The following is a 19,596-nucleotide window of genomic DNA, read 5'->3' as shown; positions in this document are numbered from 1 at the left end:
AGAAGCTCCTATCAAGGTTGTTGGAAACGTGCCGGGGACAAGCGCTCGGGCGCCACCCCCTGGCTGACAAGGCTAGGGCACAACGGCTGACCGAGCAGCAGGTCGGCCGCCAGGCGTGAAGCCCCTGCGGCCGACTGGATGCCATAGCCACCTTGTGCCGCCAGCCAGAAGAACGCGGGGCTGCGCGCATCGAAACCGATCACCAGGTCGCCATCGGCAACGAACGAGCGCAACCCGGCCCAGCTGTGGCTCGGGCGGCGGATGCTTAGCGTGGTCATGGCTTCGATGTTGTAGATGCCCAGTGCCACATCGAGCTCCTCGGGCGCAGCGTCCTGGGGTTCGACCGGGTCGGCGTTGGCCGGCGAGCCAAGCAGTTGGCCGGCGTCGGGCTTGAAGTAGAAGCTCTCGTCAACGCCGATCACCGCCGGCCAGCGGGCGAAGTCCTGGTCTGCCGGGCCTGGGAAGGTAAAGGCGCTGCGCCGGCACGGTTGCAGGCCGATGGCGCCCACGCCGCACTGCTCGGCGACACGGTCGGCCCAGGCACCGGCGGCATTGACCAGTCGACGTGCCTGGAGAGGGCTGCCATCGCTCAGTTGCACCTGCCATACCCCGTTGAGGTAGCAGGCCTGAGCCAACTCGGCATTGCAGCGCAGCTCGCCGCCGGCAGCGCGATAGCCGCGCAAAAAACCCTGGTGCAGCGCGTGCACGTCAAGGTCCATGGCGCCCGGCTCCAGCACCGCGCCCGCCAGCACTTCAGCGCGCAAGCTCGGCACCAGGGCCAGGGCCGCATCGAGGTCGAGCAGGCTGACGTCGGTGCCGTTGGCCAAGTTCTGGGCGTGGGCCTGTTCGAGCAGTTGCCGTTGCTCGACGCTGGCGACATAGAGGCAGCCGCGCGGTTCAAGCAGGGGGTGTTCGCAGAAGCCTGGTGGCGGCGCTTGATAGAACGCGCGGCTGGCGCGGGTCAGGGCTTGGATCTGCGGGGTGCCGTAGGCCTCCATGAACATCGCGGCCGAGCGCCCCGTCGAGTGGTAGCCCGGCTGCGACTCGCGCTCCAGCAGCAGCACCCGTTGCTGGCCCGCCAAGCGATAGCCCAGCGAGGCGCCGGCGATCCCGGCGCCAATGATCAAGGTGTCGTAGATCGTGGTCATGCGCGCTCCTGCTTCTATAATTATCATTTATGAGAATTCTAATATATGAGAATTTAGAAATGCGCAAGTGTCCAAGGTAATATGCCCGACCAACGCCGTATGCCGAGTGCACCGAATGCCCGATGACCGCCCCGATGCTTTGCCCCTGCTAGACCGCGCCGCCGTCGGCAGGCGCCTGCGCCAGGTGCGCAAGGCGCGCCAGCTGACCCTCAAGCAGTTGTCCGAAGCCAGCGGCGTGCCGGTGTCGACGTTGTCGAAAATGGAGCTTGCCCAGGTCTCGGTCAGTTACGAAAAACTGGCCGCCGCCGCCCGCGCCCTGAATGTCGATATCGCCCAGTTGTTCCGTGCCAGCGGCACGGCCGATACGCCAGTACCGGTGACCGTGGTGGTTGATTCACTGGCGGCCGTTGCGGGCTACGCGACCGGCACCTACGACTATCACCCGATTGCCGGCGCCTTCCCCGAGCGCCGCATGACCCCGGCCTATGCCCGCATCATCGCCCGCGAACGCGGGCAGTTCGACGATTTTATCCGCCATCCTGGCCAGGAGTTCGCCTTGGTCATCTGCGGGCGTGTGCGTATCGAGTTCGAGACCGGTGAAGCGGTCAGCATCGGCCCCCAGGAGACCGCGTACTTCAACAGCCAGGTGGGGCATATCTATTTGTCGGAAAGCGAGGATGGCGGGGATGCGCATGTGATGGTGGTCATGACAGACCGTTAAGGCGCGCTTTCACGCACCCGTGCAGACGCCACGCGGTTATAACCTAATAACGAACAAGTCTATTTGGCTATAAAAAATTCTATATGCTGGCTTCCATCCGATAACGGGCAAAGTTGGGCAGTCGAGTAGCGTATGGATGTAGGTTCTTTCGGTTTCACCCTTGCCGGGCTGGTTGTAGGTTTCATCGTCGGCATGACCGGCGTGGGCGGCGGCTCGCTGATGACCCCTATCCTCTTGTGGTTTGGCATCAACCCGGCCACCGCTGTCGGCACCGACCTGCTGTATGCCGCCATCACCAAGGCCAGTGGCGTCTGGGTGCATGCCCGCAACAAGAACATCGACTGGAAAATCACCGGCCTGCTGAGCCTGGGCAGCGTACCCGCCGCCGCCATCACCCTGTGGTTCCTCAGTACCCTGCACACCGACACCTCGGCGCTCAACGCCATCATCAAACAGGGCCTGGCGGTGGTGTTGATCCTCACCGCACTGGCCATTCTGTTCAAGTCGCGCCTGCAGGCATTCGCCAGCCGCCATGCCGGTGATCACTACCACCTCAGCGACCGCAGCCTCAACACGCTTACCGTGCTCACTGGCGTGGTGCTGGGTGTCATGGTTACCCTCACCTCCATCGGCGCCGGCGCCTTGGGTACCGTGGCACTGTTCCTGCTGTACCCGTTCCTGGTCACCCGACGCCTGGTCGGCACCGAAATCGCCCATGCGGTACCGCTGACCCTGGTTGCGGGCCTGGGCCACGCCGGCATGGGCAACATGGACTGGTCGTTGCTGGGTTACCTGCTGCTCGGCTCGCTGCCGGGTATCTACATGGGCAGCCACCTGACCGGGCGCATTTCCGACCGCGTATTGCGCCCTTGCCTGGCGGCGATGCTGCTGCTGATCGGCTACAAGCTGGCGTTCTGAACCACGCTTGCCGCCGCTAGGCGCCCAGACGCAGCCGCCACTGCCCGGCAAAGCTGAGTTCAAGGCGCGATAGCGGCAGCACATCGATGCGCTGATGCGCGCTCAACGGGCACCCCAACAGCTGTACCAGCACGGCACGGATGACCATGGGGTGGGTAACTGCCAGCCATTCGCCCGGCGTATCGAACGCCGCCAGCCAAGCCGCCACGCGCTGGCACAGTTGCGCAAAAGACTCCCCGCCATGTGGCGCGCTGGCCGGATTATCCAACCACTCGGACAACGCCTGCGGGTTCTGCGCCTGCAACTGCTTGAGCGACAGCCCCTGCCACTGCCCCAAGTCGCAATCTGCCAACGCAGGCTCGACACGCGCCTGTGTCTGCGCCGATAACCACCCCGCTGTCTCACAAGCTCGGCGCTCCGGCGCTGTCAGTACCTGCACCGCAGGCCCGATTGCCACAGGCGGCTGCACCAGCGCCAGCATGCCGTCTTTGGGCGTGGGCAAGCGCCCGGTCTTCTGGGCTTGAGTCAGGGCATGGCAAACAAGGGTCAGGCGAATGGCTTTCACCGGTGCTTCCTTCATGGCAGGCGGGGGCAAATGGTTTAGCATGCGATGATGTTTTTTTCTGCAACAAGATGCACCACCTAGGCTATTTGCCACTAGTAAGTCCCTTTCAGACGGGTCTTCCCCTGCTGTAACCTTAGAAAACAAAGAAGTTGCTGCATGACCGATATGACACGTCGATCGTTGGTAGGCCTGTGCATGTCCCTACCGCTGCTCGGCTAGCTAAGTTGGGCCAGTGAAGCCCCAACGGCTGCCAGCCCTCGCCCGGTATGTATCAACTACAACGAAAGCCCCTTGGCCCCAAACTCGGCAGCCCGCCAGGCGATGAGCGAGGGTATCAGCCTGTACAGATGCTATCCTTACTACGCACTGTATCGACTGATTGATGTATTCGCCGGCTAGCATGGGCCTGGACAAGGAGCAGGGGTTCTGTGGCTCCAAACTGGCCCAGCAGCATGCGGTGATGGTATTTACCGGGACGCGCAGCCTGGTGGTGGCCGAACCGTCTTATGAAGCGACGGCGCAAGCCGCCGAAGGTCGTGGTACCACTGTGCACAGCATCAACCTGAACGCCAGCCACGCTCACGACATAGACGCTATGCTCGCGGCCGACCGCTCACCGGGGCTAATCTGCCTGTGCAACCCCAACAACCCAACTGGTAGTTTGACACCACGCTAGGCCATCGAACGATTGCTCACGCATAAACCGGTCGGCAGCGTGGTATGTAGTGGACTAGGCCTAAATTTATTTCAACGACGCCCAGATCTGCATCGGCGCGGTCAAGGAATAGCCTGAGCTACTGGTACTGCAGACCTTCTGCAAACTCTATGGCATGACAGGTGCGGCCTGAGCCTGGCCATTGCTCAGCCGCCGCTGCTGAAACGGCCAGAATCTATCCGCTGCCCCCACGCTGATGGCAGACCTGGCCAGCCTGCAAGACCGCCAGTTGATCCCCCAACGCAAGGCCGAAAACGCCCGCCTGCGTGAACAGACGATCACCTGGCTGGGCGAACGTGGCTTATGTGTGAGCGTTGGAGATGAATAGGACATACAGCGGTTCGCGAGGCGTTTGCCAAGGTGATGCTGGGAACAAAAAACTCACTACAGATCTCACCCCCCTAAAACATCCGATAACTTCGAGTTTCAACCTGCAACATATTAGAAAGAAAACCGAGAAGCAAGGTAGCCACAGCAACAGATTGACCAGGCATCTCTAACCATACGTTAAATAGAGCTTGGTCTATCCGCTCTCTCCACTTGTATCAACCATACATTTAGAAAAGTACGCTTTGTTTACTCCGCAATCCGGACACACCCAGTCACCAGGGAGATCAATAAAATCTATTTCAACCAAAACGCCTGACTCTTGGCACACCTGAACCCCATCATATTCATACCAACACTTGTGACAAATATATCGACCTTCATTCATATTCTCACAACCCCGCTAAAGAAGAAAGATTCATAAGCGTGTTTTTTTCCAACCCTGACTAGCGGCTGCGAGCTCACTCAAAAGATATGAAACCATGACTTTAACTCGTTTCGACAAAAACCTTCCAGATTGATAAACGACCCATGCAGTACCCTGTGGTTCCCCTTTAAAAACCCAATCAGGCAGCAAAACCTGCAACCTATTGTCTCCAATTGCTTCTGCAGCCAAGCACACAGGCAAACAAGAGATACCAACACCCGAAAGTGTGGCAGTTAACGTAGCCTCAGGACACTCTGACAAATATCTACCTGGAATTACTACATCACAGCTTTCTGAGACCGATGAGAATTTCCAACATTGTTTATCAGGGTCCCCCACGAAAGGTATACAGCTATGCGAGGTCAAGTCTGAAGGATGATTAGGCCTACTAGATTCCCTGAAATAATTTTCAGCCGCACAAATCACAAAGTCAATCTCGCAGAGCCTGCGCGCGATCATGCCCTCCGGAGGTCTATCAGTTATTATTATTCCCAGATCAATGCCATCTGATATAAAGTCAAACCTTTCACCACACAGCATTTGGACATCCACTTCTCTGTATCGAGACAAAAAAGCAGGAATCAACTTACTACACGCCGCATACAATGATTTTGTCACTGCAATGCGTAGCAAGCCCTGGGGATTTTCTGTAAGCTTATCTTTTAATCTAAAAACATTAGCTGACGATTCAAGCACACTTTTGCAGTACCCATAAACCTCCTCTCCCTCCGGGTTTAATTTCAAGTTTCGCGTCGTTCGCTCTAGCAGCCTCAAAGATAATACGCTCTCCAACTTTGTAATTTGCTTACTAATTGAAGAGGCAGTGACACCCAGCCTGACGGAAGCTTCGACAAAACTCCCACTTTCAACAACCACAGCAAATGTCGCCATGCAGGGCAAAATATCAACATGACTTTTTGGTAGGTAGCCTTTAGATTCCATTTCTTGACCACTCACTTTTATGGAAATGTGGCGCTACTGCATCGCACCGCCTTCACCTCTAATTTACAAATCCCAAGACCCAGCCATTAAACCAAATGCAACACTACCGCACCAGCTAAGACCAAGACAATACCCAGCCATTGCAACAAAGTTAATCTATCCCTATAAAATATGTAACCAAGAACAGCAGCCACCCCTCCTGAAAGTGTACTAATTACCGTCACAATCGCAACAGACCCACTGAGCGCTCCATATGAAAAAGCTGTAAACCCCCCTAAATTAAATAGACTAGCGCCACCTAGCGCCCCATAAGAACTCAACCCAATTCTTTTTTTAGTTTTCACACTGAAAACCAGTGGCATCAGAAGCAAAGTTCCAACCAAGTAACTCATCCACAACATATTCACGGCACCGACAGCAGGCAACGCGTAATTTCCTTGGACCCAGAAACTGCTCCCATAAAGGATGGCAGCTATCAGAGCAAAGCAGATTGCACCTCCCTCCTTCCTATTGCCCATAAACCCATGAGACTTATGCCCCAACCCTACAAGCATTACACCGAACGCGCACACTCCTAACCCAAGAATCTGGTAAGAGGTCAGAATATCACCACTCATCCACGCCAATAATGTCGTAAAAATACCGTACGACGTTACCAACGGAGCAATTATTGCGATTCTTCCATGCTCGAAGGCTCTAGTAAGTGAAACGGCACCAATTAAGGTTAGAATTGCGGCCGACGCACATATAAGGACAACATCCCCAGGCAATCTAATGATGAATGAGAACCCACTGCTGGATACGAATACGAAACCACTCAGCATGAGAAACCCTATCAACTGACTGAAGAATACAGAATATTTCACACCAAAGGTTCGCGCATTCACTCCTACTAAATAATCAGTAACCCCCCAACACAAAGCGGCCACAAGCCCCATTATCACATCCATTTTTCGACCTTCTTAAGTTGCGCCAAAAGGCGAATGATCGTCACCCCTTTGGACATCCGCTATCCTGCCCAAAATAACTATTTAAGAAGACCAACATTGGAACTGTCAACATCATGGATGCGACAGAAAGGATCAATAGCACAGTATAGGAATCGTCTGACAAGAGCCCCTCTCGATATCCTACAGCCAGTACAACCAACTCAGCAGTACCTTTCGTACTCATTAATATCCCGAGCTGCATTGACGCACGCTGCCTCATGCCTACAAGTAATCCCGCAATATAGCAGCTGATAATTTTGCTAATTGTGGCCCCTAATAAAAATACGAACAACCAGAACCAAATATGCACCTGTGAAAGGCCACTTACAGAAATCATCCCCCCAGAAGCTATAAAAAACATAGGAATAACAAGCTGCCTGATACCAAGTAGGTACTTATTCCAAGCACCTTTGACCCCAGCTACATCACCCACCACATAAGCAGCTAATAAAGCGCCAACTGAGCTATGAACCCCAAAAAATTCTGTCAACTGCGAGGAGCTAAGCACAATTATAAATGTCACCACCACCTTCACACCATCACCAAGCCCAGCCACTAACTGTGACTTCATTATTTTCGGCCTCACTACAAGCAGCATAGTCGCGACATAAATAAGCCCAACCCCTAAATTTAATGCAATGCCGCCTCCTGTCCCAGCGCCCCACACAATTAAAATAACAGCCAACGCACACCAGACAAAAATATCTGTATACACTGCTGCAACAACAGCAACGCGCCCTGCTTTAGCCTCAACTATCGCAATATCATCCAGAAGCAAAACCAGAACAGGGAGCGCAGTAACTGAGAATGCAACACCACAAAACAAAATATAACCAAGCAGGGTATGCTGCAACCCCATATCTTCACTAGAATAGAAGGCTAAAACCCCACCAACAGCAAAAGACGTTACAACACCAAAGAATGCAACCAAAGCAATTTTACTATTACTGAGATCTCCTTCTCTTCGAGAAATACCGTGCCAGCATACCTCTACTAAGATTATTATCAACCCGAGCTCACCAAGGGCATTCAACAAACCCCTAAACTCAGGTAACCCAATGTGGAATGCGATGCTTGGTAGATAGGCGTCAAATATAGCCGGTCCCATAAGCATACCTGTAACTATATCACCCAGCACTCTAGGTTGCCCGAGCGCTACTACCGCCCTTCTACAGACCACGCATACAAACACTAAAACCAAAATTACAACTATCAACTTAGACATGCTAACACCGTGCCGATCACCTCCAAAAAATCAAACCTCGTTAACTCAGTCGCAAATCAGCGCAAGTGTTTTATGTACAAAGTCAGAGTCTCTAGCCAATACCTCCTGACTTTCATGAACAAGGTAAACAATGCCCCAAGATGATAGAAAATCTCGCGTCCGCCCTACAATTTCGCCCTCCACTACTGATAATTCCAACATATAAAATGAGTCAAGGCCTTCCACCTCCTCCAATCCGGATATATTTTTTACCACTCCAGACACATTGCAAATCAAGCAGCAAATACAAAAGTGCCTGCTAAACTCAACCGATTCAAACGCCCTCGAAAATCCACCCAGATAGACATCTATGTTTAGCTCATAGCAATTCACACCAGAACAAGCCTCTATTAACCTCGGAACATTCGCCCCTGGCAATCGGCCATTCTGCTCAATAATCAGCGGCCCATTCGAGCCGATCTTTAACTCGATATCATTAATACCCCAGAAAAATTCAAGAGCACTATTAACCTCTGACGCATATGAGAATGCGAGAAGCGCGCGACTATCATTAAGAGAAAGTGAGCGTATATTTTTATAGATACTTGGATTGCCATCTGCCTCGACCTTCTCGTACTTAGCAAAGCACAGCATTACCTTATGCCCACTCAGACCGCAATTCGCAGTCACAACAAAATACTCATCACCCGCCAAGTACTTTTCGACCAGCGTATAAAACTCGCCATCAGATTGGATTTCTCTATCTTTTTCGACAGCCTGAACTGCCGCGTACAACTCTCGATGATTACGGCAAACCTTTACATTGCGGCTACCCGTGCCCTGAGCCGGCTTCACGACTAACGGGTAGTCATTTTTCTTGAATGTATCAATCTTAAGCTCCTCTAGCCTGACTCCACGAGCCCAAGTAGCCGATACGCCTGCAGCAATTAACTTTTCTTTCAACTCTAATTTATTTAGTCGGGCCTGGGAGCTTTCAACGGGATTACCGAGTAAACCATACATACTACTGAGCGCATCGGAAAACTTAATACCCACGTCAGAACCCGGGATAACTGCACGAATACTGTACCGAGAAAGCGCTTGCATTGCTTCATCAAGGTCATCTGCATAAACAATAGATTCAAACTCATTTAGGTTTTGTAGACGACGAACCGCTTCAGACAACCGCTTAACGCTGATTAAAGCTATACTCAAGTAGCCGTGTTTTTGAATCTCCGCACCGTAATAACACGCAGAACTTATCGGATCCACAACAACCACAGCTGAAAGCTTAGTCATTGAGAGATACTCCGCATCATCTGGTACATGTGATGATAATAACGCAGCGCCACGTTATAACGAATGCTAACACCCAGCGCTAGTTCTCGGACAACCTCCTCCCCACTACCGGCATAATAATCCAGAACAACCTCTAGCCACGCATTACTATGCCGGGTATCGATACTAATATGAGACTGGTGATACGCTATTACTTTTTTCGGTACCTGTAGTCGTTCAAGAGCTTCTGTAGTTGCCCGAAAACGGACAGGGGCCGAACCTTCAATGATTCCTATAGCACCGATCAGTCTTACATTGTATTCCCGCCTCAGCGCCCACATCAACAGAACATTACCATTCATAAGGCACTCTAACGTTGGTTGCTCTGCTGTTATGTTTGCCTGCCGCAGGATATCTCGCATGAAGATAGAGGAATCTTTGAACATCATAGTGTGGACCGCAGCGGCATTGCCATTCCCCATTTCATCCCAATAGTTCTCCGCCGCCACCATCTTCGGCTTTAGTGGCATCCCCAGCTGCACCATAGCCATTAAATCATCGAATGCCCCATCCACTAGCTCTTCCATGCATATGTAATAGGCTATTTGCTCTAAACTTGCTTGCCGCCTCAAAAACTCGATGAAGAATCGGATATCGGAATTCATCCTCCGCTCCATAACCAAATACCAGCTTATGAACTCTGCTTTGACCTTAGGCAGTCCAGCCAAGTCAATACAACCCTCTTCAACCGCATTCCAATTATTTTCCAATGAATATACTGAACGCCTCAGCGTTTCAGCATCCCTGCCAAAACCGATTATGCTTTCGGGCGCACCAAATGCCTTTTTGTAATATACAGCAAGCTGTTTTTGTTCCTCATAAACCAGAGCACCCATAGTTTCCTCTCAATAAATGGAAATTGGCCCATAAGAATTCTTCAGATCGAATGCTTGGTAAGAAGCACCTTTTTCAAACAACCAAGTCAATCGTTCATGTGCCTCCAATAGACTAGGGACATGCCCCGTCTTCACCCACCACAAGACCATCCTAGGATGCATAATTTTGTGGAACCATTCATGGCCTTTACTTAGCATTTGAGCATGTGGCGTGTGATAGAGAAACTTCTTCAGAGACGCAACATCATCCCAAACTGAAAGCGTATATAGATATCCTTCGCCCCATAAAGCTTGAAGCCCTTCCTGATCCTCGTTAGTTTCTCTCCAAATAAAACCATCTGAACTCTCTGCAATGCTATTGATGCGATCAACATTCGCATAAAACCCTGCCATCTCCACTGATTCTTTTGGAAATCTTGGCTTCACCAAATCAAATTGCGCCAATACCTTACTCATCAATCCCCCCAGCTTTGGATTTCGATGATATTTCTATCAGGATCCCGAACATACACAAAAGTACATACTCCGACCCCCTCAACCGGGAGCTTTGCCAACCGCCCCAGCATCTTCCCACCATAACGAATTACATTTGCGCACACAGAATCAAGATCTGTGACTTCAAATGCCAGATGCGTGATGCCACGGGTATTTGCGTGCTTTAAGGGTTGCCGAATATGCCTGCTGTATTGGAATATTTCCAGTGTAGGTCCATCGCTCGCAAATCCTGGTAAGCGTAAATGCAATCCTTCGATCTGTGGCCTGGAAACTCCAGTGCCTTCAGCAACGGAGCACCCCGATAGCTGCCTAACTGGACCAGAAGGCACACAGTGGAATACGTCAATATAGAACTGAGATAGCCTCTTCCAGTCTGGCGTAATCAGATTTGTGTGTGAGAACTTAATGGCACTCATGCTCACTCACCTATCAATCTCGAAAAACGAACGTTTCATGTTCTACGTGACGATCCTTATCTCGTGCACGCTCCCATGTCGTATTCAGAATAATCCTTCGTACATTTTTAGTAAGGGGCTTCACTCGATGCAATGTTGTATCAGCTTTCAGTAGATAGACATCTCCTGAGGAATGAAAATACGAGTCTATTTTATTTTCGAGCAAGAGATTTTCCACTCGTGGATTACTTTTATCCCAGCGAGTGTGCGGCACACATTCCAATAGTCCTCCACACTCGATATCGGGCGCTTCTACCACCCAAATAATAGTGTACGGGTAGTCGCCCCAGTGCCAACCGTGAGTATCACCGGCTTTATGCTGGCTATTGATGATATAGTTATCCCATTTCCAGGGAGTCGGAATCACATCCTCCTTAACTATACCACTGATCAAACCCGCTAAATAATTGGACCTATACGCCCTCGGAATATATCTACCCTCCTGCTCTATGGTCTCTTGGGGGACATTACTCAAATATCGAGGGGTATTCCCGGTTGATTCAATAAGAAAATCTCTCCGCTTTGCGAAGTTTGAGAGGAGATACTTAACATCGCTGGTGATTTCTTGATTGACCTCACTGTCTATCAAGTGATTTATCTTAAGATATCCATCACGCTCAAAACGGTGCTGCTCCCAAAAAAAGTCACGCCCAGCAAATGGATTTTCCTTAAGCAGATCGCTTGTTTTTACATGTTCAAATTTACCTGATTGATCTGACATATTCATCGCTCCCTTTTGATTGCTGAATGCCTCAGCGACATTGAACGAATCCTACAATCGACAGAGCAAATCAATAAAGTGGCTGCGCGGCAGTTTACAAGTTCCAAAAACACTGGAATTGACGCGCAAAACCTAAAGGGAATTTTGAGTTATATTTACTCACCCAATTCCACTAGACACATCAAGAAAGGCGAGCTAAGGACGACTGATAAACCGCTTACGATTCCGGATCGGAGCATAGGTAATTTGAGGGATCCGCATGATCGAATAGTAAGCGCTCCATGAACCCCACATTCAAAGCGCTTAGCTGATCCCCGATGCTGTGCTCCCGATTTCTTTCTGAAGCCCGCACGCCATGATGCGTCCCGACGCCAAAGTCGAAAAAGTCTTCCTCTATCCCAAGCCAGTCGACTTTCGAAAGTCCATTGACGGTCTGGCCGCGCTGGTCGAATTGGACATCAAAGTGGCGGTGTTCGACCCCGTACTCTTCGTGTTTCTCAACAAAACGCGAAACCGCGTGAAGATCCTGTACTGGGAGCGAAACGGCTTCTGCCTTTGGCTCAAGCGCCTCGACTCGGAACGCTTCAAAACATCGCCTGACCCCACCGACGAGGCCATTATCCTGACCGTCCAGGAACTCAACTGGCTACTCGACGGCTTCGACCTCTGGCGCAATCGTCCGCACCAAGTTTTGACACCTCGCTACGTTGCCTGATTCGGTATAATCCGCGGCATGATTCCCATGCCCGACACCCTCCCTGACGATCCGGTTTTGCTCAAGCAATTGCTTGAGCAAATGATCAATGAGCGCGCGTCTGATAAGGGCAAAATCGTTCATCTGGAAGAAGAGGTGGCGCTGCTCCGCCAGCGGTTATTCGGCCGTAAGACAGAGCAGACCAACGATTCGGCTACGCCCCAACTCCCTCTCTTTGACGAAGCAGAAAGCCTGGCAGAGCCGGCCGACGAGGCTTCGGATGAAGAAGTTGTTGCACCGAGCAAGCGCCGCGGCAAACGCAAGCCACTGCCCAGCGATCTGCCGCGTGTCGAGGTCATTCATGAACTCCCTGAACACGAGTTGACGTGTGCGTGCGGCTGCCGCAAGCACGCCATTGGCGAAGAAGTCAGCGAGCAACTCGAAATCGTCCCAATGCAGATCCGGGTCATCAAGCATATCCGCAAGGTGTACGGCTGCCGCGGCTGTGAGTCAGCACCGGTGACCGCAGATAAGCCCGCCCAGATGATCGAAAAAAGCATGGCCAGCCCAAGCGTGCTGGCGATGTTATTGACCACCAAATACGTGGACGGCCTGCCACTTCATCGTTTTGAAAAAGTGCTCGGACGCCACGGCATCGATATCTCGCGTCAAACCCTGGCACGTTGGGTCATCCAGTGCGGCGAGCACTTTCAGCCGCTGCTGAACCTGATGCGCGACAGCCTGTTGAATAGCCGCATCATTCATTGCGATGAAACCCGGGTACAGGTCTTGAAAGAGCCTGACCGCGGGCCAAGTAGCCAGTCCTGGATGTGGGTGCAAACTGGCGGCCCACCCGATAAGCCAGTCATCATTTTCGACTACTCCACCAGCCGAGCGCAGGATGTACCGACTCGCCTGTTGGATGGGTATCGCGGCTATGTGATGACCGATGATTATGCTGGCTACAACGCCCTCGGAGCGCAGGATGGCGTTGAGCGCCTAGGCTGCTGGGCACATGCGCGGCGCAAGTTCGTCGAGGCACAAAAAGTACAGCCCAAGGGCAAGACCGGACGCGCCGACATCGCGCTGAACCTGATCAACAAGCTCTATGGCGTCGAGCGCGACTTGAAGGAGAGCAGCGATGAAGTTCGTAAGGCTGCCCGCGTGGAACGCAGTCTGCCATTGCTGACTCAGCTGAAAAGCTGGGTCGAGAAAACGCAACCGCAGGTCACAACGCAGAATGCCTTGGGCAAAGCTATCGGCTACTTGGCCAGCAATTGGCGCAAGTTGGAACGCTACGTCGAACATGGCTACTTGCCGATCGACAACAACACTGCCGAGCGCGCCATTCGCCCGTTTGTCATCGGTAGAAAGAACTGGCTCTTCAGTGACACGCCCAAAGGTGCCACCGCCAGCGCCCAGCTTTACAGCCTGGTCGAAACTGCCAAAGCCAACGGCCAAGAGCCCTATGCGTGGCTGCGCCACGCACTGGAACACCTGCCGCAGGCGTGCTCGGTGGAGGATTACGAAGCCCTGCTGCCGTGGAATTGCGTGCCTCAAGTGCATCGCTGACGCACCGCCCCATCTTTGAATGCGTGGGGTTTATGGAGCGCTTACCCGAAAACAAGTCATCGGCCGAGAGCTGACCAGCCGAAACCAAATTTGCTGTCGTTCTCGAAGCGGCCGGCTTGTCCGAGATCGACCTGGGCGAGTATGGCCGTCGTAAAGGCCTTTACCCCGAGCAAATCACGGCTTGGCGGCAAGCCTTCATCGCCGGCCAGAAGTCGGAGAAGGCTCAGCAAAAAGAAGATCGGGAGCAGTCGCACAAAGACAAGAAACGTATCCATGAACTTGAGCGCGAACTGCGCCGCAAAGACAAAGCGCTCGCTGAAACAGCCGCGTTGTTGGTGCTGCGAAAAAAGCTCAACGACTACTGGGGGGGCAACTGACTTCTTTGCCGCAACGGCAGTTGTTCATTGACTGGCTGAGCGAAGCCGTCGCGGCGGGAGCCAGAAAAATCAAGGCCTGCCGGGAGGTTGGCCTGTCGCTGCGTACCCTACAACGCTGGACTGGCCCCGAGATCGTTCAGGCCGATGGGCGAACGACTATCGCGCGACCAGCGCCGCGTAATGCGCTGAGTGAGGTCGAGCGACAGGTGATTGTGACGCTGTGCAACAGCGCTGATTATGCTCACTTGCCACCCAGCCAGATCGTACCGCGCCTGGCCGATCAAGGGCGTTATCTGGCGTCGGAGGCGACGTTTTATCGCGTCTTGCGCATGACGGGTCGACAGCATCATCGAGGTCGCAGTCAGCGCCCCAGGCGGCAGGCGGCGCCGACGACACATGTGGCAAAAGGGCCGAATCAGGTGTGGTCATGGGACATCACGTATCTACCGTCGCCGATACGCGGCAATTATTACTACCTCTATCTGATCGAGGATATCTACAGTCGCAAGGCCGTGGGCTGGGAGGTCTACGACGTGGAAAGCGGCGAGAAAGCCGCCGCGCTGCTGCAACGCAGCGTGATCGGTGAGCAATGTTTACGCGAACCACTGGTGCTGCACTCGGACAACGGAGCGCCGATGAAATCGGTGACGCTGTTGAGCAAGATGTACGAACTGGGCATCACGCCCTCGCGAGACCGACCGCGGGTCAGCAACGACAATCCCTACTCGGAGTCGCTGTTCAGAACGCTGAAATACTGCCCGCAATGGCCGCAGAATGGTTTTGCCAGTCTGGACGCCGCACGAGCATGGGTGAGGGACTTCATGCGTTGGTACAACAACGAGCACCGGCATAGCCGTATCCGGTTCGTCACACCGGCTGAGCGGCATCGAGGGCTGGACCATCAGGTCTTGGCCCGGCGACATGAGCTGTACGAACGAGCCAAAGGGAAAAAGCCAGAACGGTGGTCGGGTCGAACGCGTAACTGGGAGCCGATCGGCACCGTGCTGTTGAACCCGGATCGAGAGCAACAGGTCGAGAAGAGAGCGGCATAGTTAGACGGTTGACGCGACAACTACCTTGAAAAACGCCGGCAGTCACTCACCTAGAGAGAACAATCAATTCCCACAGCCCTTTGCTCAAGGAACTGCTGAACAAGTGACACCGAGGACGGATATCCATCTCACCTGCGGCGAGCGACGCTTCGCGAGAATGAAGCACCTCACATTCGAGACCGACACGGCAACTTTGCAGCCGATCACAGCGGTTCGGCGCTTCGACGCGCCAGCACCTACAGGTACAGCGCGAATACCAAAGTTTGGCACACACCAAATTCCAGGCACAAAAAAAGAGGCCCTAAGGCCTCTTCTTTGTGATCCCAGCGACGCACTGAGGATCGAATTTGGAGCGGGAAACGAGACTCGAACTCGCGACCCCGACCTTGGCAAGGTCGTGCTCTACCAACTGAGCTATTCCCGCGTCGTGATGGGTGCCATTCTAGCAATATCTAAAACGGCGTCAACCCCTTGATTCAAAAAAGTTTTTATTTCTGCTCCGAGCCTTCGCGCAGGTGTGGCCAGGCGGCCAGCAGATAATGCGCCATCGACCACAGGGTCAAGCCCGCTGCCACCAGCAGCAGCCCGTAACCCAGAATGACCCAGAAGGTCACACCCGGCGGGTTGGCCAGCAGGATCACCAGCGCAAGCATTTGCGCCGCAGTTTTCCACTTGCCAAGGTTGGACACTGCCACATGCGCCCTCGCTCCCAGTTCGGCCATCCACTCGCGCAGCGCCGACACCACGATCTCGCGGCCGATGATCACCGCAGCGGGCAAGGTCAGCCAGAAGTTCGCGTGCACCTGCACCAGCAACACCAGGGCCACGGCGACCATCAGCTTGTCGGCCACCGGGTCCAGGAAGGCACCGAACGGTGTGCTCTGCTGCAGGCGGCGCGCCAGGTAGCCGTCCAGCCAATCAGTGGCGGCGGCGACGGCGAACACGCTGCTGGCGGCCATGTAGCTCCAGTGATAGGGCACATAGAACAGCAGGATGAAGATCGGGATGAGCAGGACGCGTAGAACGGTGAGCAGGTTTGGAATATTCATCGGTACGACTGGCTGCGGGTTGAGCCAGGCATTCTACTCGCTATGCAGGCTGGCATAAATCGACTCGGCAAGCTTTTTACTGATGCCGGGGGCTTTGGCGATTTCATCGACACTGGCGCGGTTGAGCTCTTGCAGGCCGCCGAAGTGTTTCAGCAGGTCGCGACGGCGCTTGGGGCCGACCCCGGCCACGTCTTCCAGGCTGGACACGCGACGGGCTTTGCCGCGCCGGGCGCGGTGGCCGGTGATGGCGAAACGGTGGGCTTCGTCGCGGATCTGCTGGATCAGGTGCAGGGCCGGTGAGTCGCCCTTGAGGGTGAACTCGTGGTGCACGTCGTTGAGGTACAGGGTCTCGAAACCGGCCTTGCGGGTCACGCCCTTGGCAACGCCCAGCAGGGTCAGGTCAGTGAAGGCCAGCTCCTGCATGACGTCGCGGGCCATGTTCAGCTGGCCCTTGCCGCCGTCCACCAGCAACACGTCGGGCAGCTTGCCCTCGCCGTCCTTGATGCGCCCATAGCGGCGGGTCAGGGCCTGGTGCATGGCCGCATAGTCGTCGCCGGCGGTCACGCCTTCGATGTTGAAGCGGCGGTAATCGGACTTGATCGGGCCTTCCGGGCCGAACACCACGCAACTGGCCACGGTGGCCTCGCCGCTGGAGTGGCTGATGTCGTAGCACTCCAGGCGCTGCGGTACTTCGTCCAGGCCAAGCACCTGGGCCAGGGCCTCGAAGCGTGCGGCCATGTGCTGGCGGTTGGCCAGGCGGGCGTTGAGGGCCTGCTCGGCGTTGGTCACTGCCAACTGCTGCCAGCGGGCCCGGGTGCCGCGCACCCGGTGGGTGATGGTCAGCTCGCGGCCGCGCAGGGTTTGCAGGGCTTCACGGATGGCTTCGAAGTCTTCGTGCACCACGTTGACGATGAGTTCGCCGGGCAGTTCGCGTTCGGCATTGCCCACGTAGTACTGGGACAGGAACGCGGCCATGACCTCGGCCACCTCCTCCTCGATGCCCACCTGGGGGAAGAAGTTCTTGCTGCCCAGCACTCGCCCGCCGCGCACGCTGATCAGGTGCACGCAGGCGCCACCGGGGTTGACGAAGGCGGCGATCACGTCGACGTCACCGGTACCGCCCTCGATGTACTGCTGGTCCTGCACGCGGCGCAACAGGGCGATCTGGTCGCGCAGCTCGGCGGCCTTCTCGAAATTGAGGGCCATGGCGGCCTTTTCCATCTCGGCATTGAGCTCGTTGCCCAACTGCTGGCTGCGGCCTTCGAGGAACATCACCGAGTGGCGAATATCGTCGGCGTACTCGTCTTTGTCGACCAGGCCGACGCACGGCCCTTTGCAGCGCTTGATCTGGTACTGCAGGCAGGGCCGGGTGCGGTTGGCGTAGTAACTGTCTTCGCACTGACGCACCGAAAAGGCCTTTTGCAACAGGCTGAGGCTTTCGCGAATGGCACCGGCGCTGGGGTAGGGGCCGAAGTATCGGCCCTTGGCCTTTTTCGCACCGCGATGGATGCCCAGGCGCGGGAAGTCGCCGTCAGACAAAAACACGTAGGGGTAGGATTTATCGTCGCGCAGCAGGATGTTGTACGGCGGCCGCCATTCCTTGATCAGGTTCTGCTCCAGCAGCAGCGCCTCGGTCTCGTTGGCGGTGATGGTGGTCTCGACCTGGGCAATGCGGCCCACCAGCGCAGCGGTCTTGGGCGCCAGGCCGGTTTTGCGGAAATAGCTGGCCAGGCGCTTCTTGAGGTTTTTGGCCTTGCCCACGTAGAGCAGCCGCGCCTCGGCGTCGAACATACGATAAACGCCCGGGCGACCGCTGCAGGTCGCCAGGAACGCGCTGGCATCAAAAGCTTGGGACATGAGGTTTACAGGCTTGCGTCAACCATACCGTGGCGAACGGCCAGCAAGGTCAGTTCGACGTCGCTGGTGACCGAGAGTTTTTCAAAGATCCGATAACGGTAAGTATTGACGGTCTTGGGCGAGAGACACAACTTGTCGGAGATGATCTGCACTTTCTGGCAGCCGACGATCATCAAGGCGATCTGGATTTCGCGCTCTGACAACGCATCGAACGGCGAGCCTTGTGGCTGGAACGACTTGAGTGCCAGTTGCTGGGCGATCTGCGGGCTGATGTAGCGCTGGCCGGCAAAGGCCAGGCGGATGGCCTGGACCATTTCGTCGAGCCCGGCGCCCTTGGTCAGGTAACCGGCAGCACCGGCTTGCAGCAGGCGCGTGGGGAACGGGTCTTCCTCGCACACGGTGACCGCGACCACTTTGATGTCGGGATGGCTGCGCAACAGTTTGCGGGTGGCCTCCAGGCCGCCGATGCCGGGCATTTTCACATCCATCAGGACGACGTCGGGTTTGAGCTCCCGCGCCAGCTTGAGCGCCGACTCCCCCGAATCCCCCTCACCCACCACTTGCAGGCCGTCGATGTCGGCCAGCATGCGGGTAATACCGGTTCGTACCAGATCGTGATCATCGACCACTAAGACCCTAATCAAGCACACACCTCGTCTGCAGGGCGATTGGATCCCGCCACCTTAACAAAATTTTTCATGGCGGGCCTAACGCAAAACTTCTGTCAGATACGCCTGACGGCCAAGTGTGAAAGGCCTCACTGTTTCACGGCTTTTAACCTCACCGGACAAACGCCCCAGCAAGTGCCAGAGCGCGGCTTGATCGTCGACCGGCAGTTGCCGAAAAGCGCCCAGCAAGTCGGCCTCATCCTGGGTCAGGTTGCCCAGCGGTGCCGGGGTGCGCACACCGCTGAGCACATAGAGCGCGTCCATGCCCTGGGCGGCCAGTGCTGCGAGGTAATCGGCGCGGGGCGTGCGCTCACCGCTCTCGTACTTACCTTGGGCATTGGGCTCTACCCCACCGATGTCACCAAACACCCGTTGGGTCATGCCCAGCCGTTCGCGCTCTTCGCGCAGTCGCGGACCGAATCCATTCATCTCACGTTTCTCCTTTGTCCTTGAACATCATCCAACGCCGCCCACCGTCCTGTAAGCAGCGGTAAATTTCAGACTCCACTATGCCCATGGTCACCTG

General features: G+C 54.8%; 20 protein-coding genes, 1 tRNA gene and 1 pseudogene. 6 read left to right on the top strand and 16 right to left on the bottom strand.

Annotated elements, in window-relative coordinates; genetic code table 11:
- Positions 1-11: 11 nt before the first annotated feature.
- The gene (locus DJ563_RS02890) at positions 12-1,148 is read right to left on the bottom strand and encodes an NAD(P)/FAD-dependent oxidoreductase (protein WP_434518779.1); all 1,137 of its coding nucleotides are present in this window, start codon (positions 1,146-1,148) and stop codon (positions 12-14) included.
- Between the two features lie 115 nt (positions 1,149-1,263).
- On the opposite strand from DJ563_RS02890, the gene DJ563_RS02885 reads away from it, so the two are divergent.
- Together DJ563_RS02885 and DJ563_RS02880 are read left to right on the top strand one after the other, a co-directional pair.
- A complete protein-coding gene (locus DJ563_RS02885) occupies positions 1,264-1,869 on the top strand; it encodes a helix-turn-helix domain-containing protein (protein WP_033699140.1) in 606 nt (201 codons plus the stop codon).
- A gap of 132 nt (positions 1,870-2,001) precedes the next feature.
- Positions 2,002-2,787: a sulfite exporter TauE/SafE family protein gene (locus DJ563_RS02880; protein WP_033699141.1), complete on the top strand. Its 786-nt coding sequence runs from the start codon at positions 2,002-2,004 to the stop codon at positions 2,785-2,787.
- Positions 2,788-2,803: 16 nt separating this feature from the next.
- On the opposite strand, the gene DJ563_RS02875 is transcribed toward DJ563_RS02880, so the two are convergent.
- Positions 2,804-3,352 (bottom strand): histidine phosphatase family protein, encoded by a 549-nt coding sequence (locus tag DJ563_RS02875; RefSeq protein ID WP_434518778.1) that lies wholly within the window; start codon positions 3,350-3,352, stop codon positions 2,804-2,806.
- 382 nt (positions 3,353-3,734) lie between these two features.
- Here DJ563_RS02875 and DJ563_RS02870 point away from each other — a divergent pair, with 382 nt between their 5' ends.
- On the top strand, positions 3,735-4,028 hold the full coding sequence (locus tag DJ563_RS02870) for an aminotransferase class I/II-fold pyridoxal phosphate-dependent enzyme (protein WP_143500685.1): 294 nt from the start codon (positions 3,735-3,737) through the stop codon (positions 4,026-4,028).
- Positions 4,029-4,590: 562 nt separating this feature from the next.
- Here DJ563_RS02870 and DJ563_RS02865 read toward each other — a convergent pair.
- The 9 genes from DJ563_RS02865 to DJ563_RS02825 all read right to left on the bottom strand — a co-directional run bounded on the left by DJ563_RS02865 (position 4,591) and on the right by DJ563_RS02825 (position 11,801).
- Positions 4,591-4,782, bottom strand: a complete 192-nt coding sequence (locus DJ563_RS02865; RefSeq protein WP_077068477.1) for a rubredoxin — start codon at positions 4,780-4,782, stop codon at positions 4,591-4,593.
- A gap of 30 nt (positions 4,783-4,812) precedes the next feature.
- The gene (locus DJ563_RS02860) at positions 4,813-5,763 is read right to left on the bottom strand and encodes a LysR family transcriptional regulator (RefSeq protein WP_434518777.1); all 951 of its coding nucleotides are present in this window, start codon (positions 5,761-5,763) and stop codon (positions 4,813-4,815) included.
- An 86-nt stretch (positions 5,764-5,849) separates the two neighbouring features.
- Positions 5,850-6,713, bottom strand: coding sequence for a DMT family transporter (locus tag DJ563_RS02855; RefSeq protein ID WP_095063670.1), 864 nt, complete (start codon positions 6,711-6,713; stop codon positions 5,850-5,852).
- A gap of 40 nt (positions 6,714-6,753) precedes the next feature.
- The gene (locus DJ563_RS02850) at positions 6,754-7,977 is read right to left on the bottom strand and encodes a cation:proton antiporter (RefSeq protein ID WP_434518776.1); all 1,224 of its coding nucleotides are present in this window, start codon (positions 7,975-7,977) and stop codon (positions 6,754-6,756) included.
- A 45-nt stretch (positions 7,978-8,022) separates the two neighbouring features.
- Positions 8,023-9,255 carry an ATP-grasp domain-containing protein gene (locus DJ563_RS02845; RefSeq protein WP_434518775.1) on the bottom strand — a complete coding sequence of 411 codons (1,233 nt, stop codon included), beginning with the start codon at positions 9,253-9,255 and terminating at the stop codon, positions 8,023-8,025.
- Entirely contained in the window at positions 9,252-10,130 is an 879-nt protein-coding gene (locus DJ563_RS02840; RefSeq protein ID WP_050506085.1) for an iron-containing redox enzyme family protein, read from the bottom strand. Before DJ563_RS02840 ends, DJ563_RS02845 begins: the two co-directional genes overlap by 4 nt.
- 9 nt (positions 10,131-10,139) lie before the next feature.
- Positions 10,140-10,586: a DUF3291 domain-containing protein gene (locus DJ563_RS02835; RefSeq protein WP_434518774.1), complete on the bottom strand. Its 447-nt coding sequence runs from the start codon at positions 10,584-10,586 to the stop codon at positions 10,140-10,142.
- Complete coding sequence (locus tag DJ563_RS02830; protein WP_077068483.1) at positions 10,586-11,041, bottom strand: VOC family protein; 456 nt, start codon at positions 11,039-11,041, stop codon at positions 10,586-10,588. Before DJ563_RS02830 ends, DJ563_RS02835 begins: the two co-directional genes overlap by 1 nt.
- A gap of 13 nt (positions 11,042-11,054) precedes the next feature.
- Complete coding sequence (locus DJ563_RS02825; protein WP_077068484.1) at positions 11,055-11,801, bottom strand: HalD/BesD family halogenase; 747 nt, start codon at positions 11,799-11,801, stop codon at positions 11,055-11,057.
- A gap of 355 nt (positions 11,802-12,156) precedes the next feature.
- Here DJ563_RS02825 and tnpB point away from each other — a divergent pair, with 355 nt between their 5' ends.
- The 3 genes and pseudogenes from tnpB to DJ563_RS02810 all read left to right on the top strand — a co-directional run.
- Entirely contained in the window at positions 12,157-12,516 is a 360-nt protein-coding gene (gene tnpB, locus DJ563_RS02820) for an IS66 family insertion sequence element accessory protein TnpB (protein WP_238338682.1), read from the top strand.
- An 18-nt stretch (positions 12,517-12,534) separates the two neighbouring features.
- Entirely contained in the window at positions 12,535-14,067 is a 1,533-nt protein-coding gene (gene tnpC / locus DJ563_RS02815) for an IS66 family transposase (RefSeq protein ID WP_434518773.1), read from the top strand.
- A gap of 77 nt (positions 14,068-14,144) precedes the next feature.
- A pseudogene (locus DJ563_RS02810) lies at positions 14,145-15,496 on the top strand (IS3 family transposase); the annotation flags it as partial.
- A 348-nt stretch (positions 15,497-15,844) separates the two neighbouring features.
- Here the strand turns inward: DJ563_RS02810 and DJ563_RS02805 are convergent.
- From DJ563_RS02805 to DJ563_RS02785, 5 genes are all read right to left on the bottom strand, one after another.
- Positions 15,845-15,920 (bottom strand) — tRNA-Gly (locus DJ563_RS02805).
- Between the two features lie 64 nt (positions 15,921-15,984).
- A complete protein-coding gene (gene pgsA / locus DJ563_RS02800; protein ID WP_033699146.1) occupies positions 15,985-16,545 on the bottom strand; it encodes a CDP-diacylglycerol--glycerol-3-phosphate 3-phosphatidyltransferase in 561 nt (186 codons plus the stop codon).
- Between the two features lie 33 nt (positions 16,546-16,578).
- Positions 16,579-18,402 (bottom strand): excinuclease ABC subunit UvrC, encoded by a 1,824-nt coding sequence (gene uvrC, locus DJ563_RS02795; protein WP_033699148.1) that lies wholly within the window; start codon positions 18,400-18,402, stop codon positions 16,579-16,581.
- Positions 18,403-18,407: 5 nt separating this feature from the next.
- Complete coding sequence (gacA, locus tag DJ563_RS02790) at positions 18,408-19,046, bottom strand: response regulator transcription factor GacA (RefSeq protein WP_027916239.1); 639 nt, start codon at positions 19,044-19,046, stop codon at positions 18,408-18,410.
- 63 nt (positions 19,047-19,109) lie between these two features.
- Positions 19,110-19,499: a helix-turn-helix domain-containing protein gene (locus DJ563_RS02785; RefSeq protein WP_033699153.1), complete on the bottom strand. Its 390-nt coding sequence runs from the start codon at positions 19,497-19,499 to the stop codon at positions 19,110-19,112.
- Positions 19,500-19,596 lie beyond the last annotated feature (97 nt).

The organism is Pseudomonas sp. NFX1 (genome assembly GCF_051123555.1).
In the GTDB taxonomy this organism is placed as follows: Bacteria; Pseudomonadota; Gammaproteobacteria; order Pseudomonadales; family Pseudomonadaceae; genus Aquipseudomonas; species Aquipseudomonas capeferrum.
The sequence above is the reverse complement of the archived record's forward strand: the minus strand, read 5'-3'. Positions and strand labels throughout refer to the sequence as shown.